This is a genomic window from Streptomyces sp. NPDC008139 (genome assembly GCF_042957025.1).
In the GTDB taxonomy this organism is placed as follows: domain Bacteria; phylum Actinomycetota; class Actinomycetes; order Streptomycetales; family Streptomycetaceae; genus Actinacidiphila.
Window position 1 is genome coordinate 474,953 of the sequence record NZ_JBIBHM010000003.1, and the last position, 24,164, is coordinate 499,116.

Below are 24,164 nucleotides of genomic sequence, written 5' to 3' on the forward strand. Positions count from 1 at the left end.
ACCATGACGAGCTTGACCACGGCGCCGCCCCTCGCGGCGGCGCCGGCGGGGACCCGGATCACCCGGGACTCGGCACGCGCGTTCGTCGACACCCACATCATGCCGGTGGCCGACGTGTACGACCGGCGGGGCGCGGTCCCCGAGGAGTTGCAGGAGCGGATCGGCGAGGCGGGCCTGTGGGCCCCCTTCTACCCGGCCGCGCTGGGCGGCCAGGACCTTGACCTGGTGACGCTCGGTCAGGTGCACGAGGAGGTGGGCCGGGGATGTTCCTCGGTCAGGTCCCTGCTCACCGTGCACACCATGCTGTCGTGGGCGCTGCTCCGCTGGGGCAGCCCCGCCCAGATCGAGCAGTGGGCGCCGTCGCTGGCCACCGGCGCGGTGCGCGGCGCCTTCTGCCTGTCGGAGCCCGCCGGTGGCGGCAGCGACACCGCGGGCATCCGTACCACCGCCGTCCAGGAGAACGGCGGGTGGCGGCTCAACGGCCGCAAGAAGTGGATCACCGGTGGCCAACGGGCGGACCTGTTCCTGGTGTTCGCCCGCACCGAGTCCAGCGTGATCGCCCTGCTCGTACCGCGCCGGTCACCCGGCGTGCGGGTGATACCGGTGGAGGACGTGCTCGGCACCCGGGCCTCGCTCATCGCCGAGCTGGAGTTCGACGATGTGCGGCTCGACTCCGACGCGCTGCTGGGGCCCAGCTCCTTCGCCTCCGGCATGGTGCTCAGCGGGACCCTCGACCTGGGCCGGTTCTCGGTCGCCTCCGGTTCCGTCGGGATCGTCCAGGCGTGCCTGGAGGCGTCGGCGTACTACACCGCGCAGCGCACGGTCGGTGGCAGCAAGCTCCGTGAACTCCAGCTCATCCGGGCGAAGTTGTCGGACATGGTCACCGATGTGCGGGCGGCCAGGCTGCTGTGCCACCAGGCCGGTGTGCTCAAGGACGCCGGGGACCCGGCGACCATCATGGCCACCTGGGTGGCGAAGTACTTCGCGTCCACCGCGGCGGCCCGGCACTCCACGGAGGCCGTACAGATCCACGGCGCCAACGGAATGAGCGCCGACTTCCCGGTCGCACGGCTGTACCGGGACGCGAAGGTCATGGAAATCATCGAGGGCAGCAACGAGATCCAGCGGATCACGATCGCTGACGAGGCATACCGGGAGTGGGCACTGTGAGCACGCTGACGCAACCGCCGGCCACCGCGCCGGCCACCGGCCCGGCGTCGCCGCCGGACGGTCCGTACCGCAAGCCCGCGCAGGGCAAGATCAAGTGCGTGGTGTGGGACCTGGACAACACGCTGTGGGACGGGGTGCTGCTGGAGGACGGCGAGGTCACCGTGCGCCCCGGCGTGGTGGAGCACATCCGCCGGCTGGACGCGCTGGGCGTCCTGCACTCCGTGGCGAGCAAGAACGACCACGACACGGCCATGGCGAAGCTGCGCGAACTGGGCCTTGAGGACCTGTTCCTGTACCCGCGGATCGGCTGGAACGCCAAGTCGGAGTCGGTCCGGCAGATCTCCGCCAAGCTCAATCTGGGGCTCGATGCCTTCGCGTTCGTCGACGACCAGGACTTCGAGCTGGCCGAGATGGAGTTCTCCGTCCCCGAGGTCACCCGGGTCAACGCACTCGACATCGACACCGAGCTGAACCGGATCGAGTTCCGGCCGCGGTTCGTCTCCGACGAGTCGGCGCAGCGCCGCGCGATGTACCACAGCCAGCTCGCGCGGGACGAGATCGAGAGCGATTTCGTCGGCACCAACGAGGAGTTCCTGGCCAGCCTGGGCATGACGTTCACCATCGCCCCGGCGGCCCGCGAGGACCTCCAGCGCGCGGAGGAACTGACCATCCGCACCAACCAGCTCAACTCGACCGGCCGCACGTACTCGTACGACGAGCTGGACGCGCTGCGCGAGTCGCCCGACCACCTGCTGCTGGTGGCCACCCTCACCGACCGGTTCGGCTCGTACGGCAAGATCGGCCTGGCGCTGGTGGAGACCGGCGACCCGAACTGGCAGCTCCACATGATGCTGATGTCGTGCCGGGTGATGTCCCGCGGGGTCGGCTCGGTGCTGCTCAGCCACATCATGGAGCGGGCGCGGGAGGCCGGTGCGGGCCTGCGCGCGGACTTCGTGGAGACCGGCCGCAACCGGATGATGCAGATCACCTACGCCTTCAGCGGCTTCCGCGAGGTGGCCAGGGAGGGCGACCGGCTGGTGCTCGGGGCCGACCTGGACCAGATCCAGCCGCTGCCCGGCTATGTCGAGGTCCAGGTGACGCGATGACGACCGTGCTGGAGGCGGCGCCCGCCGCCTCGTGGCTGCCCTTCGCGGAGCAGCCCGGCTGCGCCGGCGTGCGGCTGTACTGCCTGCCGCACGCCGGGGGTTCGGCCTCCGCGTACCGTTCCTGGTTCGGCAGGCTGGGCCCGGTGTCGGTGCGCCCGGTCCAGCCGCCCGGCCGGGAGACCCGGCTGCGCGACACCCCGTACGACCGGATGGACCGGCTGGTGCCGGACCTCGCGGACGCCGTGCTGGCCGACACCTCCCCGGAGGGGGAGACGCGGCCGTACGCGGTGTACGGGCACAGCCTCGGGGCGCTGGTCGGCTTCGAGCTGGTGCGGGAGATCAGGCGCCGCGGCGGGCCCATGCCGGTGCACCTGTTCGTCTCCGGGTGCGCGGCGCCCGGCTCGCCCGACGACGGCGACCCGCCGGTGGCGGGGATGACGCAGGACGAGGTCGTGGCGCTGCTGCGGCGGATCGGCGGCACCCCGGAGTGGATGCTGACCGACCCGACGGTGCTGCGGATGATCCTGCCGCCGTTCCGCGCGGACTTCGGGGTCAGGGACTCCTACGAGTACCGGCCGCAGGCTCCGCTGAGCGTGCCGATCACGGCGCTCGCGGCCACCGACGACCCGCGCGCGGGCATCGCCGACGTGGCGGGGTGGCGCGACCAGACCACCGGGCGCTTCACCTCGCACACCCTGACCGGCGGGCACTTCGCGGTGCTGGAGCAGGCCGCGGTCACCCACCGGTACATCGACCGGGCGCTGCGCGGCACCTGGGGCCCGCAGCTTCCGGGCCTCGCGCCCATCCACCCGCAGGAGGCATCCGTTGTTCACCACTGAACCCGCGCGCCTGCCGTCGCGGCCGGGCGGGCCGCGACGGGAGGCCGGGGACCGGCCGCCGGGGACCGCGGGCGCCGCGGTCCCGGCGGGCCGGACCCTCACCGACTGGTTCCGGCACGGCCTGGCGCTCGACGGCGGGGCCGAGGCGCTGCGCGTCGGCTCCACCGTCGTCGACTACACGCGGCTGGACGCCGCCGCGCGGGCGCTCGCCGGGACCGTCGTCGCGGCGGTCCCCGGCGGGCGGCCCCGGCGGGTCGGCCTGCTGGCCTCCCGTACCGTGACCGCCTACGCCGGTCTGCTGGCCGCGCAGTTCGCGGGCGCGGCCGTCGTGCCGCTGCACCCCGGCTTCCCCGCCGACCGCACCGCCCGGATGATCACCGCGGCCGGTCTGGACGCGCTGATCGTGGACGAGCGCGGCGCCGCCGTGCTGCCGGAGCTGGCCGGGGTCCTCGACGGCGTCCCCGTCGTCGGGGAGCCGGTCGGCGAGCCGTTGGAGCAGCCGCTGCCGACGACGCCCGACGACATCGCGTACATCCTGTTCACCTCGGGCTCCACGGGCACGCCCAAGGGGGTGCCCGTGCTGCACCGCAATGTCGACGCCTATCTGCGCTTCGTGCACGGCCGGTACGGCTTCCACAGCGGGGACGTGTTCTCGCAGACCTTCGATCTCACCTTCGACCTGGCGATGTTCGACCTGTTCACCGGCTGGGGCAGCGGCGGCACCGTGGTGAGCGTGCCGCCGACCGCGTACGCCTCGTTGGAGCGGTTCGTCGCCGAGCAGGGCATCACGGTGTGGTTCTCCGCGCCGAGCCTGGTGTCGCTGCTGCGGCGGCGGCCCCGGGGCCTGCCCGCGGGCAGCATGCCGAGCCTGCGCTGGAGCCTGTTCTGCGGGGAGCCGCTGCTGGCCCACGACGCGCGGGAGTGGGGGGCTGCGGCGCCCGGCTCGGTGGTCGAGAATCTCTACGGTCCGACCGAGCTGACCATCTCGTGCAGTGTGCACCGCTGGGACCCCGTCACCTCACCGCAGTCGTGCGTCAACGACGTGGTGTCGATCGGCCGTCTGCACCCCGGTATGCGGGCGCTGCTGCACGAGCCCACCGAGGACGGCGACGGTGAACTGTGCGTCACCGGCGACCAGATGTTCCCCGGCTATCTCGACCCGGCCGACGACGAGGGCCGGTTTCTGGAGCACGGCGGCGAACGCTGGTACCGCACGGGCGACTTGGTACGGCGGCTGCCCGGCGACGCCTTCGCGTATCTGGGCCGGCGCGACCACCAGGTGAAGATCCACGGGGTGCGCGTCGAACTGGCCGAGGTGGAGTGGGCGTTGCGCCGCGTCGAGGGCGTGAAGGAGGCCGTCGCGGTCGCCGTGGACGGCGAGTTGACGGCCTTCCTGCTCGGTGAGCGGCGCCCCCAGGCAGCCCTGGCCGAGGATCTGGCGGCCTTCCTGCCGCGCGCCCTGGTCCCCCGCCGCTTCGTCCAGGTCGAGGAGTTCCCGCTCAACGCCAACCGCAAGATCGACCGCAAGGCCCTCACGGCGCGCGCCGCGGCGGCCGACCGGTGACGGCGCCCCGCCACCGGGTGGCGGACCCGGGCGTGCCGCACGGGACCACCGCGCGGACAGCACGCGTGGGGCGGCCGACGCGGAAGGTCCGCGACGGCCGCCCCTGGCGGTACGGGTGCCGGTACGTGCCGGTGTCAGCCCTCCACGAAGGACGCGAGACGGCGGACGGTGAAGTGCTCCAGCAGGTCGGTCGGGGCGAGGTCGCACGAGAAGGCCGCGCGGATGCGCGCCGAGAGCTCGACGGCGACGAGCGAGTGACCGCCCAGTTCGAAGAAACCGTCATCCGCGCCGATTCCCTCCACCGCCAGGACCTGGCCCCAGATCTCCGCCAGCGCCGCCTCCGTGCCCTCGGCGGGCTCGGCGTACGGGGTGCGCAGCTTCGGCCGCGCGTGGCGCCGCCCGTCGTCGGCTCGCTGCTCCGCCGACGTGCCGTCGCCGGTGACCCACTGGGCGAGCCGCGGTGCGAGCGGCCCGGAGGAGATCACCACATGGGCGAGCCGGTCGGCTGCCGCCAGCGCGCGCTCCAGCAGGGTCAGGCCCTCCCGCACCGCCATCTCGTAGGCCCCGGCGGCCGGATCGCCGTGCGCCTCACGGCGCCCCGCGTCGGTCGCCCAGGTGTCCCAGTCGACGGTGATCCAGCGCCCCTCGCCGCGCAGCCGGGCCCTGCGGGCGTACGCGTCCAGCGCCGCGTTGGCCGCGGCGTGCGGGCCGAACGTGACACCGCCGAGCACCGCGGACAGCGAGGACACGGTGATCCTGCGGTCCTTGGCGCGGTCCCCGAGCACCGCCTGGAGGGTGTGGAAGCCGGCCACCTTGGGGTGCAGGTGCGTGGCGCGGTTCTCCCGGTCGGACAGGTGGGCGATCTCGAACCGGCTCGGGTCCTGCGTACCGGCCGCGTGCACCACCGCGTCGATGCCGCCGAACCGCTCGTCGGCCGCCCGGACGACGGCCCGCATCGCCTCCTGGTCGCCGACGTCCGCGCCCATGGCGATCACCTCGGCGCCGCGCGCTTCCAGATCCAGCACGTTCCTGATGTGCCGGGCGACCCGGTCGTCACCGGCCGACAGCTCCGACCAGCGCTCACGCGGCGGGAGTTCACCGCGCGAGGTCAGCACCAGACGGCAGCCGTAGCTCTCCGCGAGGTGCCGGGCCAGGGCCAGGCCGACATCGCCGAGACCGCCGGTGATCAGCACCGTCTCGCCGTCGCCGAACACCGGACGCGCGGGGTCGGTCTCCTCCAGCGGGTGCGGCTGATAGGTCCGCGCCCACAGGTCGCCGGCCCGGACGGCCGAAGGCCCTCGGTGCGGGTGGACGATCGCGGCCAGCGCCTGGTCGACCGCCGACGGTGTGACAGCGCCCTCCGCCGGGTCCAGGTCGAGGTGACGGCACGACAGATGCGCGTTCTCCTGGCCGATGGTGGGGGCCAGCGCGGCGAGCGCCGCGTGCTCCGGATGCCGCAGATCGGTGCCGGTCACGGAGACGGCCCCGGCGGTCAACAGGGTCAACTCGGCCTGCGCGGGCTCAAAGTCGGCGGCCAGCGCGCCGACCAGGCCGAGCGCGGAGTGCGTTCCCCGCTCCTGCTCCGCGGTGAAGTGCCCGTTGCCGTCGCCCTCGGGTGAGGCGAGCGAGAAGCCGTGCACGAGCGTGCGGGGCGCGACGAATTGCAGGGCCAGCAACTCCCCCAGATCCTCCGGGTGTTCGACGCGCACGGTGAAGTCCCCCGCCGCGTCCTGCCCGAACTCCCCGCCGGGCCTTGCCGTGACGACCTCGGCGCCGGCCACCGCCAGTCGGCGTACCAGCGCCTCGGCGCGCTCCTCGGCGGCCAGCACCAGCCAGGGTCCGGCCGCGCGCAGCCGCTCGTCCAGATCGCGGGTGGGCAGCGGGCGTTGCTGCCACGCGGGCAGATACGACCACTGCGCGAGGTCGTCGACACGGCCCGCGACCTGCGGCTTCTCGCCGCGGGCTCCCGGCCGTGCCTCCACCCAGTGGCGGGTGCGGCGGAAGGGGTAGGTGGGCAGTTCGGCCCGCCGTCCCTCGCCCTTGTGCAGTGCGGCCCAGTCGATCGCGGCGCCCGCCAGCCACAGTCGGCCCACGGTGGTCACGAGCCAGCGCGCCGCCGACCCGGAGGGAGCGTCGGCCTCGGGGGCGACGGTGACGGTTTCGAAGTGCCCGGTCCCGGTGTCACCGGCGGCCCTGATCCGGACGCCGATCGCCCGCAGCCCCTGTTCCAGGACGGCGGAGACGGCCGGGGAGGCGCCGCCCTCGGTGGTTCCCGGCAGCAACGAGGCCGCCGCGGCGGCCAGTTGGGACCGCCAGTCGGCCGGTCCCCGCTCCTCCTCGGCCAGCACCACGGCCGGGTCGTGCCGGGTGGTCTCGCCGTCCACCCAGCGGCCGGGGTCGCCGAGCGCGGCGACCGCGTCCTGGAGGTCGTCGCAGACCACGAAACGGCGCAGTGCGAAGTGCCCGCGCGAGACCTGGAGGGTGTAGGCGACGTCGGCCGGGTCCAGTTCGGGGTGCGCGGCCAGGTGGCCGCGCAGCCGCTCGGTGACCTCGTCGAGCGCGTCCTGGTCGCCCGCGGAGAACGCCAGCAGGTGCGGTCCGGGCACGGCGGCGCGGGCCGTACGCGGCGGGGCCTGCTCGATGACGACGTGGGCGTTGGTGCCGCCCATGCCGAAGGAGCTGACTCCGGCCCGGCGCGGCTCGGGTCCGGCCGGCCACGGCTGATTGTGCGGCAGTACGGTGAAGCGGTCGGAGGCGGCGGCCAGCGCGGGGTTGGGCTTCTCGAAGCCGGGGATGGCCAGCCGTACGCCGTCGCGGACGCCGAGCGCGGCCCGGATCAGGCCGGTGACGCCGGAGGCCCGGTCCAGGTGGCCGACGGCCGGTTTGGCCGAGCCCAGCACGATCGGCGTCTGCGGTGTCGTCTGGAACACCCGTGACATCGCGGTCAGTTCGATGCCGTCGCCGAGCGCGGTGCCGGTGGCGTGGCACTCCACGTAGCCGACGGACTCGGGCTTGACGTCGGCGACGTTCAGCGCGGTACGGATCACCGCGGCCTGTCCCTCGACGCCCGGTGCGGAGTAACCGACGCGCTCCTGACCGTCGTTGTTGACCGCGGAGCCCAGGATGACCGCGTGGATCACGTCGCCGTCGGCGAGCGCGTCGGTCATCCTGCGCAGCGCGACCACGCCGACGGCCGCGCCCATCACCGTTCCGTCGGCCGCCGCGTCGAAACTGCGGACCGTGCCCTGCGGCGAGGTGATGCCGCCCGGGTGGTACATGTACCCGGTCGGCTGCGGCAGCGGCAGGAAGGCGCCGCCGGCCAGGGCCAGATCACTCTCGAAGGTCAGCAGGCTCTGGCAGGCCAGGTGGACCGCGACCAGCGACGTCGAGCAGAAGGTCTGCACGCTCAGGCTCGGACCGCGCAGGCCGAGCTTGTACGCCACCAGGCTGGTGAGGGAGTCCCGTTCGTTGCCGACCGCGACCAACTGGCCGCCGCCGGGCTCGTCCATGACGTGCGCGACGTTGTCGAGCAGGTAGTCGGGGAAGGCGGAACCGCCGAAGACGCCGACCTGTCCCGGCGGGGCCACCGGCGGGTAACCGGCGTTCTCCAGCGCTTCCCAGGAGCACTCCAGGAAGAGCCGGTGCTGCGGGCCCATCGTCTCCGCCTCGCGCGGCGAGAAGCCGAACGCGGCGGCGTCGAAGTCGGCGATGCCGTCGACCGGACCGCCCACCCGTACGTAGTGGGGGTTGGCGGCGGTCCGCGCGGAGACGCCCGCCGCGGCCAGTTCCTCGTCGGTGATCTCGCGCAGGCCGCTGACGCCGGCCAGCGCGTTGCGCCACAGCGTGGCCACGTCCGGGGCGCCGGGGAAGCGGCCGGCCATGCCGACCAGGGCCACCGCGGAATCGTAGGCGTCGTACGCCTCGTCGGTCTCGTCCGTCTCGTCGGGTATGTCAGACACGATGTCTCCTCACAGCAGGTGGCTGCGGCCCCAGCCGCGAGAGAGCCGGTAGGTGGCGAAGGCGCCGCAGGCCACGCCGATCGCCAGGCAGACCAGCGCCGGGCGCAGCATCCGCGAGGCGTCGCCGTCGATGGCGGCGTGCAGCAGGGACATCGCCCAGTAGCCGGGCGAGGCCGGGGCGATGTGCTGGGCCCAGGCGGGCATCAGGCTGACCGGCACCAGGGCGCCGCCGAGCGCGCTGACCAGCATCGCGCCCAGGTCGGAGACCATGCCGAGGTCGCCGCGGCTGCGGACGACCGTGGCGAGCGCCGTGCCGAGGGCGAGCAGGGTGAAGCCCCACACCGCGACGGCCAGCATGATCCAGCCCAGGGTCGGCGGGACCGGCAGCCCGATCACCAGGCAGCCGAAGATCAGCAGCACGCTCTGCTGGAGCAGCAGGATCACGAAGGCCGGTACGGCCTTGCCCAGCAGGAGCTGGGCCCGTGAGGCGCGGGTGACGCGCAGCCGGTCCCAGGTGCGCCACTCGCGCTCGACCATGATCGAGTTGCCCACGATGGAGAGCGCGAAGACCGAGAACATCACCAGCGGCCCGGTGACCGCCTGGAGCGTGCCGGTCTTGAGCGCGGTCACGTACAGCGGTTTGAAGACCAGCATCAGCAGCATCGGCATCGCGATGTAGCTGATGAGCTGTCCGGGGTCGCGCAGCCGCAGCAGGGTGTTGTACTTGGCCATCAGGCCGGATCGGTAGAGGGATTCAGTCGACATCGAGCACCGCCAGGGATCGGTAGAGGTCGTCGAGGTCGGGCTTGCGGACGTCGACGGAGGTGACCGGCTGCCGCGCCTCGTGGAGCAGCCGCACCAGCGCGGCGGTCGGGTCGGTGGTGGACTCGTGGAGTTCGCTGCCGTCGGCCAGGACCACGCGGACCTCGCCGGGCAGGCCCTCCAGGAGCTGCGCGCTGGTGCCGCGGGCGACCACCCGGCCGCGCTTGGCGACGGCGATCGTCGCGGCCAGTTCGGTGAGTTCGGTCAGGTAGTGGGTGGTGTAGACGACGGCGGCGCCGTCTGCGGCGCGGAGCTTGACGGTGTCGAGCAGCGCCTGCCGGGTCTCCGGGTCGGCGCCCGCGGTGGGCTCGTCGAGCAGCAGCAGGTCGGGGCGGTGGATCATGGCGACGGCCGCCTGCGTACGGCGCTGCTGGCCGCCGGAGAGCACACCGGCCGGGCGGTCGAGGAATTCGGTCAGCCGCAGCGCGGCGGACAGTTCGTCGATCGCGGAGGTGAGGGCGCGGCGGCGCAGCCCCGAGAGGCCGCCGAAGAACTTCATGTGCTCGCGGACGGACAGCGGCGGGTAGAGGGCGATGTTCTGCGGGGAGACCCCGATGCGGCCGCGCGCCTTGGTGGGCTCCTCGCCGCCGATGCGGACGCCGCCGGAGTCGGCCCTGATGAGCCCGGAGACGATCTCGACGAAGGTCGACTTGCCCGCGCCGTTGTGGCCGACCAGTCCGACGATCTCGCCGCGGCGCGCGGTCAGTTCGAAGCCGTCGAGCGCCTGGACCTCGCCGTAGCGCTTGCTGAGTCCGGTCACTTCGAGCATGGCCCGGTCGCTGTCCTTGTCGCTCCTGGCGGCCCGCCGGTCCGGCTTCCGCGACGGTTCGTCCCGCACTCCCGCCGGCGGCGAGGGGGTCCTCAAGCTCATTGCTCCTCCTGGGAATCGGTGTGCTGCCAGTGCAGAACGCGGTGGTCAGGACCGGTGGGCGCCGGGGCGGGGCGCCCGTACCGCACGGGGTGGGGCGCCCGCGTCACTGCTCCTCCACCGATTCGGTACGCCGACGGGTGGGGAAGGAGGCCGCCGGGCGGTGGCGGGGGGCCGTGGAGCGGGGGGCCGGGGTGGTACGGGCCGCGGGGGTGCCGGAGCCGCCGGTGCTGGCGGCCAGGCCGTAGCGGCGCTGGGTGGCCGGGACGCCCCAGGCGGAGGTCTCGACCGGCGTCGCGGGCGCCGAGCCCGCGCCGCCGCGGCCGGGACGCGGGGTCCTGCCGTCGGCCGCTGCCCCGGTCTCGCGGGCCAGCCGCTCCAGCGCCTTGCCCGCCGCCTCGCGCCAGGAGTCGGCGCCGAGCCGTTCGAAGGCGCCGAGCGCGCCCCGCAGCCGGGCGGTGGCCTGCTCGTACCGGCGCTCGCGCAGGTCGAGCGTGCCGAGCGAGAACAAGATGGCGGCCTCGCCGAGGGAGTCCCCGGCCCGCTGCGTGGCGCGCAGCGCGTCGGTGCCCGCGGCCCGCCAGTCGTCGTGGGCCCGCTGGACCGCGGCCAGCGCACCGACCGCGACCGCCAGGTGCCAGCACGCCTCGGTCTCGTGGACGTCGGCCGCCTGCCGTACGGCGGCCAGCAGCGACTCGCGCTCGGTGCCGTACCACTCGCCGGGGTCGCTCAACACGGCCCGCAGCATGGGCAGTTCCATCGGCCAGCGGGTGGGGTGGTGGAGTTCGGCGGCCGAGGTGCCGCCCTGGCGCAGCAGCGCCTCGTCGGCCAGCGTCAGCCACGCGCCGAGCAGCCGCCGGCGCGGGGCCGACTCGTCCTGGTCCTCGGCCAGTTCCGCCAGGCACTCGGCGGCGTGCAGCCGGGTCAGGCCGCGCAGCCGGTAGCGGGCGGTGACGCCGCTGCCGCCGACCGGGTCGACCAGCCGGGCGTCGACCAGCGTCTCCAGCACGTCCACGGCCGACGCGGTCGCCACGTCGAGCAGCGGGGCCGCGGCCCACGCGGGGAACTCCGCCGTCGGCAGTCCGCCGAGCCGGGCGAAGAGCTGCCGTGCGGGCGCGGCCAGTTGCTCGTAGGTGCCGCGCAGCGCGGCCCGTACGTCCAGGCCCTGGTGGAACAGCTCGTCCAGCCGGCGGCGTTCGTCGCGCAGCCGCGCGGTGAGCTGGGCCAGACTCCAGTGCGGGCGGGCGGACAGCCGGGCGGCGGCGGCGCGCAGCGCCAGCGGCAGCCCGTCGCACAGCTCGGCCAGTTCGATCGCCTCGCTGGGCTCGGCCGCCACCCGCTCGCGGCCGGTCATCGCCGCGAGCAGTTCCACGGCCTCGGGAATCTGCGGCACTTCCAGCTCGACGGTGTACGTGTCGGCGGGCGCCGACAGCCGGGCCCGGCTGGTGACGAGCAGACCGCAGGTGGGGGTGCCGGGCACCAGGGGGCGCAGCAGCGTGACGTCGGCGGCGTCCTCGACGACCACCAGCATCCGCCGCTCGGCCAGCGCGCTGCGGTAGAGCGCGGAGCGGCCGTCCAGGGACTCGGGTACGGCGGCGGCGGTGAAGCCGAGCGCCCGCAAAAAGCGTTCCAGGACGTCGGAGACCTCGCGGGGACCTGCGCCGACCGGCAGCCTCGCGTACAACTGGCCGTCGGCGAAGGCCGGGGCGAGGGCGTGCGCGGCCTCGACGGCGAGCGCGGACTTGCCGACGCCCGCACAGCCGGTGATCACGGCCATCGGCGCCGAGGGCGCGGACAGCCGGTCGGTCAGTTCCGCCAGGACGTCGGCGTGGCCGGTGAAGTCGGTGATCCGGGCCGGGAGCATCCGCGGCAGCGGCAGCGGCGCGGTCGCGTCGACGGTGGCGGGCGCGGCGGTCTGCGGGAGGTCCAGGTCGCCGGAGCCGTTGAGGATGGCCAGCTCCAGCTTGAGCAGCACCGGCCCGGGCTCGATGCCCAGCTCCTCGATGAAGGTGCGCCGCACCTGGTGGTACGCGGCCAGCGCCTCGGCCTGCCGCCCGCAGCGGTACAGCGCGGTCATGAGCTGCACGGCGGGGCGCTCGCGCAGCGGGAATTCGGCGGCCAGCGCGCTGATCTCGCCCAGCACCTCGTGGTGCAGGCCCAGACGCAGCTCGGCGTCCAGGCACTCCTCCAGCACCTCGAAGCGGCGCTCGGAGATCCGTACCAGCTTCGTCTGCACCACGGGGCTGTCGACCTCGGGGAGCGGGTCGCCGTTCCACAGGTCGAGCGCCTCGCGGAAGGCCGCGCGGGCGGCGGCGGGCCGCCCGTCGGCAGCGGCGGCCCGGCCGCGGGCCGCCAGCTCGTCGAAGACGTGCAGGTCCAGCTCGCCGGGGGCGAGGTCGAGGGTGTAGCCGAGGCCGTGCATGCGGATGCGCTTGCCGAGCCCGGCGCGCTCCATCCGCTGGCGCAGCGCCGACACGGCGGTCTGCACCTGGGAGCGGGCGGTCGCGGGCGGGGCGCCGCCCCAGACCGCGTTCACCATCGTTTCGAGTCCCACACCGCGGCCGGTCTCCAGCAGCAGCAGCGCCAGCACGATCTGCTGCCGCCGCGCCGTGACCGCCACCTGCTGCGAGCCGCGCACCTCGAGGGAGCCGAGTACCCGGAACCGGACCGCGGTGCCCACCGGGGCGGCGGGCGCCTGCCCGTCCACGGTGGGCTCACCCGTCAGGTCCGTTGTCGAGTCCGATGTCGAGTCCGCGGGCGGGTTCGCAGCCGGGTCCGGCGTGGGGTCCGCCGTGGCTCTGGCGGGGAGGGGTGATGCGATCGCCATGTCCGTCAGCCTTCCTTGCAACGTGAGGCTCGCGGGGCCCGGTGCCGCCGCGGCGGGTGGGTTCAGATCAGGACTTCGTGCGGTGCCGGATGGCCGAGGAAGCCGACCGGACTGGCCGTCAGGCCGTAGGCGCCCGCCTGGAACACCGCGATGAGGTCGCCGATCTCCGCGTGGGGCAGTGACACGTCCTTGCCGAGCAGGTCGAGCGGGGTGCAGAGGCAGCCGACCACGTCGACCGTCTCGGTGGCCGGGGCGACGGCGGAACCCACCACCGCGATGGGGTAGTTGCGCCGGATCGCGCGGCCCAGGTTGCCGGTGGCCGCGAGCTGGTGGTGCAGACCGCCGTCCACCACGAGGAAGGTGGTGCCGCGGGAGATCTTGCGGTCCACGACCCTGGTCAGATAGACACCGGCCTCGCCGACCAGATAGCGGCCGAGTTCGATGACGGTGCGCGCCTGCGGGAGCGCGGGGCGGATGGCGGTGTCGAGGAGTTTGGCGAGGTTCTCGGCGATCGGCCCCAGGTCCAGGGCGCGGTCTCGGGCGGCGTAGGGGATGCCGAAGCCGCCGCCGAGGTTGAGGTAGCGCACCGGTCCCGGCGCGTGCTCGGCCAGTTCCGTGACCAGTTCCACGGTGCCGCGCTGGGCGGCGCAGATGCTCTCGGCGTCGAGATTCTGCGATCCGGCGAAGACGTGGAAGCCCTGGAAGTCCAGCCCGGCCGCGCCGATCCCGGCGAGCAGTTCCGGCGCCTGTTCGGCGTCCACCCCGAACTGCTGCGGTCCGCCGCCCAGCCGCATGCCCGAACCGCGCACCGCGAAGGGAGGGTTGACGCGCAGGGCGACGCGGGCGGTGATGCCGAGCTGTTCGCCCGCGAGCCGGACCCGGGCCAGTTCCGTGGCCGATTCCAGTTCCACGATGACGCCCGCGGCCACGGCCTGCCGGATCTCGATCGAGGTCTTGCCGGGTCCGGCGAAGCCGATCCGCTCGGCCGGGACCGTGGTGTCGAGCGCGGTGAGCATCTCACCGGCCGACGCCACGTCGAGGCCGTCGACCAGCGTGCTCATGTGGTGCAGCAGCGCGGGCATCGGATTGGCCTTGACAGCGTAGTTCAGCTCCACGCCGTCGGGCAGCGCCGCCCGCAGTTCCGCGACGCGGCGGCTGAGCAGGGAACGGTCGTAGGCGAAGAAGGGGGTGGAGCCGACGCGTTCGGCCAGCCGCCCTGCGGGCACCCCGCCGACGGCCAACTCGCCGTCCACGACGGTGAACCGGCCGTGCCGGCCGAAGCCGCCGAAAGCGTCGGCGCCCTCCGCGCCCTGACCCGGTGCCGCGCCGCTCATCGGTTGCCCTCCACGGTCCTGCGCAGCTCGACCCGGTCGAATTTCCCGTTCACCGAACGCGGCAGTTCGTCCAGGACGACCGTGCGGCGCGGCAGCATGTACGGCGGCAGCTCGCGGGCGAGCGCCTGGTGCAGTCGGGCGGTGTCGCAGGCCCCCGCGACGACCAGGACCACGTGCTGGCCGAGCCGTTCGTCGCCGACGCCGAGCGCGACCGCCTCGGTGACCAGGCCGCTGGCGTACACGGCCTCCTCGATCTCGGTGGGGCTGATCCGGTAGCCCGACGACTTGATCATGTCGTCGGTGCGGCCGACGAAGTACAGGAAACCGGCCTCGTCGCTGTAGACGGTGTCGCCCGACCAGACCGCCAACTCGGTGCCGCCGTACGGGACGGCGCCCGGCACCGGGCGGAAGCGTTCGGCGGTGCGCTCGGGATCGTTCCAGTAGCCGAGGGCCACCAGCGCGCCGCGGTGCACCAGTTCGCCGTGCTCGCCGGGCACGCACGGGGTGCCGTCGGGGCGGAGCACCAGGATCTCGGCGTTGGGGATGGCCTTGCCGATCGAGTCGGGACGGCGGTCGGACTCGTCCGGGTCGAGGTAGGTGGAGCGGAACGCCTCCGTGAGCCCGTACATCAGATACGGCCGGGCCTGCGGGAAGATCTCGCGGAGCCGGCCCAGGGTGGCGCGCGGCATCCGGCCGCCGGTGTTGGCGAAGTACCGCAGCCGTGCGGTCGCCTCCTGCGGCCACTGCTGGGCGGCCAGTTGCAGCCACAGCGGCGGTACGCAGGTGAGCGCGGTGACGCCGTGGCGGGCGCAGAGCCGTACCACCTCGCGCGGCAGCAGGTAGTTGGTGAGCACCAGGTGGGCCCCGGCGATCAGGGTGGTGGTGAGCTGGCTGAAACCGGCGTCGAAGCTGAACGGCAGCGCGGCCAGCACCACGTCGTCCTCGGTGTGCCCGAGGTAGGAGGCGACGCTCTCGGCCCCGGCGAGCAGATTGCGGTGCGAGAGCACCACGCCCTTGGGGCCGCCGGTGCTGCCCGAGGTGTAGAAGACGGCCGCGACGTCGCCGTCCACGACGGCGTCGGCGCCGGGCACCGGCAGCGGCCCGTGCTCGCGCAGCCGCTCCCACGGCACCGCGGTCCAGCGGTCGTCGGCCGGGAGTACGGTGCCGGTGTCGCCGATCAGCACCAGATGGCGGACGGTGGTGTCCGGCGGCAGTGCCGCGCGTACGGTCTCCAGCCGCTCGGCGGTGGTGACCAGCGCGGTGACCGCGCAGTCGGTGGTGATACCGGCCAGGTGGCGGCCCTTGAAGAGCGGGTTGACCGGGACGAAGACGGCCCCGGCCGCGGAGACCGCGAGCATCGACACGACGGTCTCGACGCGCTTTTCCGCGTAGACCGCGACGCGGTCGCCGCGCCGCACGCCCAACCGGTGCAGGCCGTAGGCGACTTCGGCGACCTGCTCGGCGAGTTCGCCGTAGCTGACGGTGCGGTCCTTGAAGGTCAGCGCCGGGCGGTGGGTCGCGCCGCGCGCGATCAGCCGGTCCAGGCGGGTCAGCGGCGCGGCGACCCGGCGGGCGGCCACCGCCGCCCCGTGGGGCGCCGTACCGTTCGTGGTCGGCGCACTTGCCGCCGTGCCGTTCGCCGTACCGTTCGTCGCCGTGCCGCGTGCTGTCGTCCGGCCCGTCGTCGGTTCGCTGACCGCCGACGCGCTCACCGTCGGCTCACTCATGGCCGGCCGCGAGTTCCGGCGTGACGAAGTCGGCGACGGTCGCCCACAGCGAGCCGACCGTGGCGAAGGTCTCCTCGGTCAGCAACTCGTCGTCCAGCTCCACCCCGAAGTGGTCCTCCAGGTCCGCGAGAAGCTGCACGACGCCCATCGAGTCCAGCCCCAGCGCGGCCAGATCGGCGTCCGCCGTCAGCTCGTCGCCCTCCGCGTACGGCAGGCGGGGCAGCAGGACGTCCTGAAAGGTGCGCGGTATCTCCCGCGTCGTCTCGGCCATGGTGATCGGTCCCCTTGTCTTCGTCCGGTCTTCGTCTTCGTCCGGGGCGCGGGACCCACCCGCGCACAGATGTCACTTGACCGCCGGCCGCTCTCGAACCGCCATCGCAGCGCTCTCGCCCGGTCCCTCGGACGAGGTGACGCGGGTTCCCCGGGCGATGGCGCGGCCCCCTGCGGCGGCCCCCGGACAGTGGGCCGATAGCGGATCGATAGCGCGCCGGGAGCCGGTATCCGGGGGCGGTGAGCGGAACGAGGGCGGCGTGATGGCGGCCCGACGCACCATGGGCGGAGCACGAACGGAACCTGACCCGCCGCGGCACCGCATTGATCCACGAAGGGGAGGCACCCTCCATGCTCACGGGGATATCCGACCTCGCGCCGACACCGGACCGCCCGCCGGAACACCCGCGTCCCGCGGGATACGACCGGCACCCGGCCGGCGGCCACGACAGCGGCGATCTCGTCGCGGTCTACCAGTACGCGACCCGCAGCGGCGCCGTCACCCCCGGCTCGATCGACCTGGTCGCGCTCGAACTCGGCCTGTCCGCGGGGGAGGTGTTCGCCGCCGCCGCACGGCTGGTGGAACTGCGGCTGCTGCGCACCGACGAGACGACCGGCACCGGGCTCGTACCGGTGGACCCGCACTCCGCGGCGACCCAGCTCACCTCGCCGATCGAGCGGGCCATCCTCCAACAGCGCGAACTGGCCGACCGGTTGCGCGCCAGGATCGACTCCATCGCGGGCGGTCCGGGCGGCGCGGAAGGGCCGCTCGGCGTCATCGACGCCGTCGAGGGCGAGGCCGAGATCCGCGGCCTGCTGCGGCTGGCGGCCGGTGACTGCGCCACGGAGGCGATCGTCCTGCGCCCCGGTCACGACGCGCGGATCGCGCCCGACGACCTCTTCGACGCCTGCTACGACACGCTCGGCACGGAGATCGACGTACGGGTGCTCTCGCCGCACCGCGACCGCGCCGACTTCGCCTCCCGCGCCCGCGCCAAGAAGCTGACGGAACGCGGCGCGTCGATCCGCACCATCCGCTCCGTGCCGCAGACGGCGGTGGTCTTCGACCGCGCGCTGGCCGTGGTGGTCACCGCGGGCGAGGCGGGCGGACCGCCCACCGCGCGGCAGGTCCGCGACGAGACGATGATCCGGTGCATGGTCGACATGTTCGACCTGCTGTGGGACGGCGCCGCGCCCTTCGCGATGGAGGAGGCGGGCTACGCGGAGGACATTAACGACGACCTCCAGCGTTCCATCGCCCGGCTGATGGCCCAGGGCCTCACCGACGAGGTCGTGGCCCGCCGCCTGGACATGTCGGTCCGCACCTGCCGCCGCCACATCGCGGCCCTGCTGCGCAGCCTGGGCTCGGTCAGCCGCTTCCAGGCCGGCGTCCAGATCGCCCAGCGCCTGTCCCTGGAGGAGGCCGCCTGAACCCGCCCCCCGCACACCCGTCCCCGACCCGCACGGCGGCGACCGACCCACACCGGGTCGGCCGCCGCCGTGGGTTGCGGGGGCGGCGTGCGCGGGCCGGTGCCAGATGTGGCGGGAGCGGTACGGCGGTACGCGGAACGGTCCCGGCATGGCCGCGCCGCCCTCGCCGCGGGTGGTCCGTGGCGTGGGCGGCGCGGTCAGCAGCGGCCGGGCGGAACGGTGTCAGGCCGGGGTCAACTCCGGGGTCGGCTCCTGGACCGGGGTCAGTCCGTGGGCCAGGCCCGACAACGGCCGGGTGCCGCCGAGTTGGTTCAGATCGGCGCCCTCCCAGCCGCGGGCGCGCAACTCGGTCAGGACCCGCGGCGCGCGCAGCATCCGGCCGCCCGCCACGGTGTAGGAGGCGTCGAGGTCCACGGCGGCCAGCCCGTTGACCTCGGCGACGACGGCGGCCAGCGCGTTCGCGGCCACCGCTTCCGTACGCGCCGCGCGGGCGCCCTCCCCTGCCGTCACCCGGAAGGCGTCGGGGCGGCGCGCACCGGGCAGCGCGGAGCCGGTGTCCAGGCAGTGCAGCCGCAACTCCCGCTCGTCCAGGGGCCGTTCCGTCGTGACCTCGGCGAGCAGCCGACCGTCTTCCACGGACACCCGCGCGGACCGTACCGCCGGATGCGCCAGCAGCACGCGCTCGGTCGCGTCCAGGTCCACCGCGTCGGGTCCGAGCCGGGCCAGGCGGCGCGGGGCGGGGGCGGCGAAGACGAAGAGCGCGGCGGCCTCGTCGAGCCGCAGGTCGACGGCCGCGTCGCGGTGCGCCTCCAGCAGCCGCCCGTACCCGCGCAGGAAGTGCTCGACGGCCGCCGCGTCCATCACGTCCGCCCGCGCGTTGAGGCCGACGGTGACTCCGTCGTCCCACTCCCCGACCCGCAGATAGGTGTCGGTCTCGGACAGCGCCCACGCGGTCGGCTCCGGTGTCCGCAGAAGGCGCTCCTTGCGGGTGCCGCAGCTCTTCGTCCCGTGGTTGAGGAAGTTGACCTCGGAGGAGGTCCTGATCGGCGCGCCGCGCCGGAAAGCGTCCTGGGCGACCAGCTCCACGATCTCGTCGTACGGCGCGTACGCGTGCTCCTGCGCCGTCTCCAGCGCGGCGGCGACCCGCGCGACCACCTCGGCGAATCCGGGGTCGCCACCGAGGTCGACCGAGACGAGCGCCGGCGAGAACATGCACGTCAGCACGGACATCCGGGGTCCGTCCTGGCGGTGGCTGGTCAGCCAGCGGTGGGTGACCGTCCGCTCGCCGGTGTACGTGGCCATGGCCACCGCGTACGCCGCCAGGTGCACCGCGGAGGGCCACACCCGCAGCCGGGCGGCGATCTCGCGGACCGCGGTGAGCAGCGCGGGCGAGGTGAGCGTCGCCCCGAAGGCGGCGACACCGTCGGGCGCGGCCGGCTCACGGCGCCGCACGAACATGTCGGCGGGCAGCTCGGGCACCGCCCGCTGCCAATAGCGCAGCATCCGCGCCCGCTCCGGCGACGGCCGCGCCTCGATGGCCGCGAGGTCGGCGGGCTGGTACGCGACCGGCGCCAACTGCGCCCGGCGGCCGGTGGCGAGCGTGCCGAGCAGTGCCTCGAAGTCGCGCTGGAAGAGCTGCATGCTCCAGTCGTCGAAGGCCGTGTGGTTGAGGACGAGCGCCAGCGTGCGCGGCACTCCGCCCGTGGTGACCGCGCAGGCCCTGATCGGCCACTCGCGTTCCGGGTCGAACTCGGTGGTGGACATCTCGGCGATGACCGCCGCGGGTCCCGGCGTACCGTCCTGCTCGGTGGCGGCCACCAACAGCGGCATCGGCCCCGGCGGTTCGACCCGCTGTCTCGGGCCCGGCCTGGCGTGCGCGTCGAAGACCGTGCGCAGCCCCTCGTGCCTGCGCACCAGATAGGCCAGCGCGGACCGCAGGCCCGTCAGGGAAAGTCCCTGCGGCAGCGGGTAGTTGGTGACGATGTGCGCGTCGTGACGAGCGCCCGCGGGCACCTGCTGGTACCTCAGCCAGTGGTACCGCTGCCCCCAGCAGAGGTCCGCGCTTCTCACCTCGGGCATCCCGCCCTCCTTCCAAACCGTGAGTGGGACCGGCCCGGCCGCATTCGCGCGGGCCCGTGAATCACCTCCCAGCATCAGGCCCGAACGGGAATAACGGCAGCGTTTCACGGTGGCCGCTTGTTGACGGCAAAAAGCTGCCATCGGGATTCGTCTCGGTGCAACCCGGCAAGGGTTGACGGGAGTTGCGCCGTCCGGGAATCTCATGGTGTCGGAGAAACCAGATCCGGCATCCGGGGCCCACTCGGGTCCCGAATTTCCTTACATGGAAGGTGTGGTTCCTTTGTCCAAGACCGCCGTGAAGGCCGCCGTCAAGGCCGCGTCCAAGGCCGCCAGCAAGGCTGCCGTCAAGGCCGCTGACAAGTCGGCGACCAAGGCCGCGTCCAAGGCGGCCAGCAAGGCTGCGAGCAAGGCCGCGTCGAAGGCGGCCGTCAAGGCCGCGGTGAAGGCCGCGTCCAAGGCCGCCTGATCTCGGACCTGCACCATGTCTGAGCTCACGGCCGTGTGACGTCCGTCGCCGGCAAGGCGCCGCGTCCGCCATCAGGCGGCCGGCGCCCTGCCGGCGGGCAGCCCTCCCCCAGGGCCGGACGGCCGACCGCTCGGGCCCACTTCTCCCAGGGAAGGGGAAAGTCCGGTGGAACACGCCGAGATTATCGAGCACCTTCAGCATTCCCTCTCCGTGATCCTGGACCGGCCGCTCCCCGAATTCAGCGCGGATACCAGGATTCTCGAAGACCTGGAGATCGACTCCATGCGTTTTGTCGAACTCCTCATGAGCCTTGAGGACACCATCGGCCTCGAAGTCGACCCCGACACTCTCGAACCCGAGGTATTCCAGTCCGCAGGCTCCTTTGCCGACTACATCAAAATCCGGCTGGACCTCACGCGGGTCGCCGGTTAGCCGAACACGGCACGGCCCAACGGAGGATTCGATGAGGGACACGCTCGTGGCGTGTGAAGCGGCGGCCCATGACGGCGGGTTCACGCCCGGCCTGGAGCTGGCGCTGCGCACGGTGGAGGTCGGCGCTCCCGCGGGACGCGTCGCCGCTTTCCCGGCGGGCCGGGTGCCCACGGGCGCCGAGGTCGTGCCGCACCGCCTCGCGGAAATGGAGGGCGTCGCCTTCGTGGCGTGGCCCCACCGGCCCGCAGAATCCGCCGCACCGGCCTCGTACGACGGGCCCGACGACCGCCGCACCGTATTCGCCGCGCTGCTCGGCGCGGTACGGGTGGGCGTGTCCCGCAGGCTCCTCGACGACGCGGTCGCCCACCTGTCCGGACGGGTGGGCGGCGGCGAGCCCCTGATCCGCAAACAACTCGTGCTCGGCACCGTCGCCGACGTCATGACCGCGCTCGACGCCGTACGCCAACTCCTGCTCGTCGGCCACCGCGTCCCCGCGGCCGTGGCCGACGCGCACGACCGGATCACCGCGCTCGACTGGGACACCGCCAAGCTCTTCGGGGCCTCCGGTTACCTCGCCGACGGACCGGTGCGCGCCGCGTACGTCGGCCGGCTCGCGGCGGACTGCTGGACCGACCGGGAGGACGTACAGCCATGATCCCCCTCGACACCCCGCTGCGGGAGCTGCGCGAACAGTGCCGGGAAGCGGGCCGGGAACTGCGCGCCCACGCCCTGGCCGTCGACGCCGACCCGGCCGGCACGGCCCACCTCGACCTGCCCGTCATGGCGCTGGTCAGGTCCGCCTCCACCCCCAAGGACTACCGCTCCGGCTCCGCCGTGGACGACGGCGGCTACTCCGACACCTGCCTGTCCCGCGTGGTCGCCAGCGTCGAACTGGCCCGCGGCGACGCGGGGGTGCTCAGCGCCAACACCGGTCCCTCCCTGGCCGGCGTCGCTGTCGACACCCTGGGCAACGAGGCACAGCGCGAACTGTTCTACGACACCATCGCCGACGGTCGCGCCTGGACCTTCTTCGGCATGACGGAACCGGAGCACGGCACCGACGCCACGGCGATGGAGAGCAGGTTCGACGCGGCGGGCGACCCCGCCGACGGTTACCTGCTCTCCGGCTCCAAGCGCTATGTCGGCAACGCCTCCCGGGGCGCGATCGGCGTGGTCTTCGCCAGGACCGGGCGCAGCCCGCTCTCCATCCGCGGCGCGCTGATCCGGCAGCCCGCGCCCGGCTTCCACGGCGAGCCGCTGGACATGATCGGTCTGCGCGGCGCGCGGATCTGCCGGCTGGACCTCGACGAGGTGCCCGTGCCGCGCGAGATGCTGCTCGGCGCCCACCTGCCCGCCTCCCGGCGCGGCCTGTGGGGGATCAGCAGGACCTTCAACGCGATGCGGCTCCAGATCGCCGCGCTGGCCCTGGGCACCGCTCTCGGCACCCGCGACTACGTGACCGAGCAGCGTCCCGGCTGGTCGGGGCACGAGGTGGTCTCCGCCCGGCTCGACGCGGCCACGGCGCTGCTGTACGAGTCCGCGGCGGCCGTCGACCTCCAGCCCGACGTCGTACGGCCGCCGTCCATGGCGAAGCTGCACACCACCGATCTGGCCGTGCGCACCACGCACTGGGCCGCCCGGGCGCTCGGCCCCGGCGCGCTGATCGAGCACCCGCTGCTGGAGAAGTGGAGCCGGGACGTGCTCGCCTTCGAGTTCATGGAGGGCACCAGCAACATCCAGCGGCTGCACATCACCCACGACCTGGCTGCGCGGAAGGGACGGACATGACCGCCACGGACCTGACGGCGCGCCCGGCCACGGCGTCCGTCCCCGCTCCCGCGACAACTCCCGCGCCCGCGACCTTCGCGTGGTCCGCCCGGCCGGTCACGGAGGCCGACCACGACGCCGTACTGGACCTCTTCACCGAGTCCGACTTCTACTTCCGCACCGCCCGCCCCGCCACCCGCCCGCAGTGGGAGATCCTCGCGCTGCTCGACGAGGACACCCGTCTGCTGAGCGCCGACGGACGGCCCGTGGGCCTGTACGCCCTGGAGGCGATGGGCGCCGAGCACGCCTGCCACTACGTGCTGCACCTGCGGCTGACCTCACGGCTGCGCACGGACGCCTGGGCGTCGGCGTACCGCGAGCTGGTCCGGGCGCTGCGCTGGCAGCGCGAGGTGGTCCGACTGGCCGTCGTCGTCCGCGAGTTCGACGACCGGGGCCTGACCGCCGCCCGCCTGGCGGGCTTCACCGAGGAAGGCGTCCTGACCGGACACGTCGTCCACGACGGACACCGCCGCGGTTCCGTCTTCCTCTCCCGGATCTGGGAGCCCACGTCATGATGCTGCGCGGATACCGGGGCGCCGACCTGCCCCTGCTCACCGGCCATTGGCTGCCGGGCGAGCTGCTCGGCCTGTCCGTGCCCGGCAGGCCCGCCCTGGCGGAACCGGCCCGGGTGCCGGCGCCGGAAGGTCCCGGCGAGGACGGAGCGCCGGGCCAGGACGACGAGTTGTGCGTCGTGCCCGGCACCGGCTTCGTCCGGCTCGCCGCCCTGGACTGGGTGCACCGCAGGGCGCGGCTGGAGATCGGCCTGCGCCCCGGGGCCGAGACCAGCGCGGAGCCGCTGCTGAAGGCCGCCCTCGACCACGCCTTCCGGGTGCTCGGCCTGAGCCGGGTCTTCGGCTGGGTCACCCCGGCCGTTCCGCTGCCCGACGGGCTCCCGCGCGACGCCCTGCTGCGTGACGCGGGGCTGAGCCCGGAGGCCGACATCCCGCGGGCGCTGTGGCTGGACGGCCGCCCGGTGGCCCGACAGATCTGGGGAGCGACCCGCCATGGCTGACTTGACCCTGCTCGGCACCGCCGAGGCCGCCGCGCGGCTGAGCGCCGCGTCGCAGGCCGCCCGCGGCTTCCTCGGCCTCGACCCGGTCACCCAGAACGGCCCGCTGCTCGCCCGCGAGCTGGCCCGTACCGGAGCGCAGGTGCTCCAGGCCGGGGACGTGCTGCTCGGATACGTGCCCAACCCCGCGCAGCCGCGCCAGGGTTGGGTCGCCACCACGTCCGCCGACCCGGAGCCGCTGGCCGCCCTGCTCGCCTTCCTGCGCACCTACCGCCGGTGCACGTCGTATGTCGCCGAGGTCCCCGACGGCTCACCGGCCGTGCCCGCGCTCGAAGCCTGCGGCTTCACCGGCGCCGGCCGGCTGCCCGGCCATGTCTTCCACACCGGCGGCTACCACGACGTGCTGGTCTACTGCGCCACCGAGGAGGGCTGAC

At 73.8% G+C, this 24,164-nt stretch carries 20 protein-coding genes; 12 read left to right on the forward strand and 8 right to left on the reverse strand.

The window, feature by feature from the left end; all coding sequences use genetic code 11:
- The first annotated feature begins 3 nt into the window (after positions 1-3).
- The 4 genes from ACFZBB_RS08455 to ACFZBB_RS08470 are packed head-to-tail and all read left to right on the forward strand — an operon-like array spanning position 4 to position 4,679.
- A complete protein-coding gene (locus tag ACFZBB_RS08455) occupies positions 4-1,170 on the forward strand; it encodes an acyl-CoA dehydrogenase family protein (protein WP_391119121.1) in 1,167 nt (388 codons plus the stop codon).
- A complete protein-coding gene (locus tag ACFZBB_RS08460; RefSeq protein ID WP_391119123.1) occupies positions 1,167-2,276 on the forward strand; it encodes an HAD-IIIC family phosphatase in 1,110 nt (369 codons plus the stop codon). Before ACFZBB_RS08455 ends, ACFZBB_RS08460 begins: the two co-directional genes overlap by 4 nt.
- Positions 2,273-3,115 (forward strand): thioesterase domain-containing protein, encoded by an 843-nt coding sequence (locus ACFZBB_RS08465; protein ID WP_355341408.1) that lies wholly within the window; start codon positions 2,273-2,275, stop codon positions 3,113-3,115. The genes ACFZBB_RS08460 and ACFZBB_RS08465 overlap by 4 nt, the downstream gene beginning before the upstream one ends.
- Positions 3,102-4,679, forward strand: coding sequence for an AMP-binding protein (locus tag ACFZBB_RS08470; RefSeq protein WP_391119125.1), 1,578 nt, complete (start codon positions 3,102-3,104; stop codon positions 4,677-4,679). The genes ACFZBB_RS08465 and ACFZBB_RS08470 overlap by 14 nt, the downstream gene beginning before the upstream one ends.
- 134 nt (positions 4,680-4,813) lie before the next feature.
- On the opposite strand, the gene ACFZBB_RS08475 is transcribed toward ACFZBB_RS08470, so the two are convergent.
- The 7 genes from ACFZBB_RS08475 to ACFZBB_RS08505 all read right to left on the reverse strand — a co-directional run bounded on the left by ACFZBB_RS08475 (position 4,814) and on the right by ACFZBB_RS08505 (position 16,487).
- Positions 4,814-8,638, reverse strand: a complete 3,825-nt coding sequence (locus tag ACFZBB_RS08475; protein ID WP_391119128.1) for an SDR family NAD(P)-dependent oxidoreductase — start codon at positions 8,636-8,638, stop codon at positions 4,814-4,816.
- Positions 8,639-8,647: 9 nt separating this feature from the next.
- Positions 8,648-9,403, reverse strand: a complete 756-nt coding sequence (locus ACFZBB_RS08480) for an ABC transporter permease (protein WP_188284216.1) — start codon at positions 9,401-9,403, stop codon at positions 8,648-8,650.
- Positions 9,393-10,331: an ATP-binding cassette domain-containing protein gene (locus ACFZBB_RS08485; protein ID WP_391119132.1), complete on the reverse strand. Its 939-nt coding sequence runs from the start codon at positions 10,329-10,331 to the stop codon at positions 9,393-9,395. Before ACFZBB_RS08485 ends, ACFZBB_RS08480 begins: the two co-directional genes overlap by 11 nt.
- 103 nt (positions 10,332-10,434) lie before the next feature.
- Complete coding sequence (locus tag ACFZBB_RS08490; RefSeq protein ID WP_391119134.1) at positions 10,435-13,155, reverse strand: BTAD domain-containing putative transcriptional regulator; 2,721 nt, start codon at positions 13,153-13,155, stop codon at positions 10,435-10,437.
- A gap of 62 nt (positions 13,156-13,217) precedes the next feature.
- On the reverse strand, positions 13,218-14,489 hold the full coding sequence (locus ACFZBB_RS08495) for a pyridoxal-dependent decarboxylase, exosortase A system-associated (protein WP_391119136.1): 1,272 nt from the start codon (positions 14,487-14,489) through the stop codon (positions 13,218-13,220).
- Positions 14,486-16,216 (reverse strand): acyl-CoA ligase (AMP-forming), exosortase A system-associated, encoded by a 1,731-nt coding sequence (locus tag ACFZBB_RS08500; protein ID WP_391119138.1) that lies wholly within the window; start codon positions 16,214-16,216, stop codon positions 14,486-14,488. The genes ACFZBB_RS08495 and ACFZBB_RS08500 overlap by 4 nt, the downstream gene beginning before the upstream one ends.
- Complete coding sequence (locus ACFZBB_RS08505) at positions 16,209-16,487, reverse strand: phosphopantetheine-binding protein (RefSeq protein WP_355341384.1); 279 nt, start codon at positions 16,485-16,487, stop codon at positions 16,209-16,211. Before ACFZBB_RS08505 ends, ACFZBB_RS08500 begins: the two co-directional genes overlap by 8 nt.
- A gap of 350 nt (positions 16,488-16,837) precedes the next feature.
- Here ACFZBB_RS08505 and ACFZBB_RS08510 point away from each other — a divergent pair, with 350 nt between their 5' ends.
- Positions 16,838-17,917 (forward strand): hypothetical protein, encoded by a 1,080-nt coding sequence (locus tag ACFZBB_RS08510; RefSeq protein ID WP_391119141.1) that lies wholly within the window; start codon positions 16,838-16,840, stop codon positions 17,915-17,917.
- A 222-nt stretch (positions 17,918-18,139) separates the two neighbouring features.
- Here ACFZBB_RS08510 and ACFZBB_RS08515 read toward each other — a convergent pair whose 3' ends face one another.
- A complete protein-coding gene (locus tag ACFZBB_RS08515) occupies positions 18,140-19,996 on the reverse strand; it encodes a condensation domain-containing protein (protein ID WP_391119143.1) in 1,857 nt (618 codons plus the stop codon).
- Positions 19,997-20,276: 280 nt separating this feature from the next.
- On the opposite strand from ACFZBB_RS08515, the gene ACFZBB_RS08520 reads away from it, so the two are divergent.
- From ACFZBB_RS08520 to ACFZBB_RS08550, 7 genes are all read left to right on the forward strand, one after another.
- Positions 20,277-20,462, forward strand: coding sequence for a hypothetical protein (locus tag ACFZBB_RS08520; protein WP_355342376.1), 186 nt, complete (start codon positions 20,277-20,279; stop codon positions 20,460-20,462).
- Between the two features lie 165 nt (positions 20,463-20,627).
- Positions 20,628-20,894: a phosphopantetheine-binding protein gene (locus ACFZBB_RS08525; protein WP_188284224.1), complete on the forward strand. Its 267-nt coding sequence runs from the start codon at positions 20,628-20,630 to the stop codon at positions 20,892-20,894.
- Between the two features lie 31 nt (positions 20,895-20,925).
- Complete coding sequence (locus ACFZBB_RS08530) at positions 20,926-21,549, forward strand: acyl-CoA dehydrogenase family protein (RefSeq protein WP_391119145.1); 624 nt, start codon at positions 20,926-20,928, stop codon at positions 21,547-21,549.
- The gene (locus tag ACFZBB_RS08535; protein WP_188284226.1) at positions 21,546-22,682 is read left to right on the forward strand and encodes an acyl-CoA dehydrogenase family protein; all 1,137 of its coding nucleotides are present in this window, start codon (positions 21,546-21,548) and stop codon (positions 22,680-22,682) included. The genes ACFZBB_RS08530 and ACFZBB_RS08535 overlap by 4 nt, the downstream gene beginning before the upstream one ends.
- Positions 22,679-23,236 carry a hypothetical protein gene (locus ACFZBB_RS08540; RefSeq protein WP_391119148.1) on the forward strand — a complete coding sequence of 186 codons (558 nt, stop codon included), beginning with the start codon at positions 22,679-22,681 and terminating at the stop codon, positions 23,234-23,236. Before ACFZBB_RS08535 ends, ACFZBB_RS08540 begins: the two co-directional genes overlap by 4 nt.
- Positions 23,233-23,733 carry a GNAT family N-acetyltransferase gene (locus ACFZBB_RS08545; protein ID WP_391119150.1) on the forward strand — a complete coding sequence of 167 codons (501 nt, stop codon included), beginning with the start codon at positions 23,233-23,235 and terminating at the stop codon, positions 23,731-23,733. The genes ACFZBB_RS08540 and ACFZBB_RS08545 overlap by 4 nt, the downstream gene beginning before the upstream one ends.
- Positions 23,726-24,163, forward strand: a complete 438-nt coding sequence (locus tag ACFZBB_RS08550; protein ID WP_391119152.1) for a hypothetical protein — start codon at positions 23,726-23,728, stop codon at positions 24,161-24,163. The genes ACFZBB_RS08545 and ACFZBB_RS08550 overlap by 8 nt, the downstream gene beginning before the upstream one ends.
- Position 24,164: the final 1 nt, after the last annotated feature.

Bases quoted from the DNA above. Each gene is read 5' to 3' on its own strand.
- ACFZBB_RS08540 (WP_391119148.1), top strand. From the start codon at position 22,679: ATGACCGCCACGGACCTGACGGCGCGCCCGGCCACGGCGTCCGTCCCC.
- ACFZBB_RS08490 (WP_391119134.1), bottom strand. From the start codon at position 13,155: ATGGCGATCGCATCACCCCTCCCCGCCAGAGCCACGGCGGACCCCACG.
- ACFZBB_RS08465 (WP_355341408.1), top strand. From the start codon at position 2,273: ATGACGACCGTGCTGGAGGCGGCGCCCGCCGCCTCGTGGCTGCCCTTC.
- ACFZBB_RS08455 (WP_391119121.1), top strand. From the start codon at position 4: ATGACGAGCTTGACCACGGCGCCGCCCCTCGCGGCGGCGCCGGCGGGG.
- ACFZBB_RS08515 (WP_391119143.1), bottom strand. From the start codon at position 19,996: ATGCCCGAGGTGAGAAGCGCGGACCTCTGCTGGGGGCAGCGGTACCAC.
- ACFZBB_RS08500 (WP_391119138.1), bottom strand. From the start codon at position 16,216: ATGAGTGAGCCGACGGTGAGCGCGTCGGCGGTCAGCGAACCGACGACG.
- ACFZBB_RS08495 (WP_391119136.1), bottom strand. From the start codon at position 14,489: ATGAGCGGCGCGGCACCGGGTCAGGGCGCGGAGGGCGCCGACGCTTTC.
- ACFZBB_RS08485 (WP_391119132.1), bottom strand. From the start codon at position 10,331: ATGAGCTTGAGGACCCCCTCGCCGCCGGCGGGAGTGCGGGACGAACCG.
- ACFZBB_RS08480 (WP_188284216.1), bottom strand. From the start codon at position 9,403: ATGTCGACTGAATCCCTCTACCGATCCGGCCTGATGGCCAAGTACAAC.
- ACFZBB_RS08510 (WP_391119141.1), top strand. From the start codon at position 16,838: ATGCTCACGGGGATATCCGACCTCGCGCCGACACCGGACCGCCCGCCG.
- ACFZBB_RS08535 (WP_188284226.1), top strand. From the start codon at position 21,546: ATGATCCCCCTCGACACCCCGCTGCGGGAGCTGCGCGAACAGTGCCGG.
- ACFZBB_RS08550 (WP_391119152.1), top strand. From the start codon at position 23,726: ATGGCTGACTTGACCCTGCTCGGCACCGCCGAGGCCGCCGCGCGGCTG.
- ACFZBB_RS08530 (WP_391119145.1), top strand. From the start codon at position 20,926: ATGAGGGACACGCTCGTGGCGTGTGAAGCGGCGGCCCATGACGGCGGG.
- ACFZBB_RS08505 (WP_355341384.1), bottom strand. From the start codon at position 16,487: ATGGCCGAGACGACGCGGGAGATACCGCGCACCTTTCAGGACGTCCTG.
- ACFZBB_RS08545 (WP_391119150.1), top strand. From the start codon at position 23,233: ATGATGCTGCGCGGATACCGGGGCGCCGACCTGCCCCTGCTCACCGGC.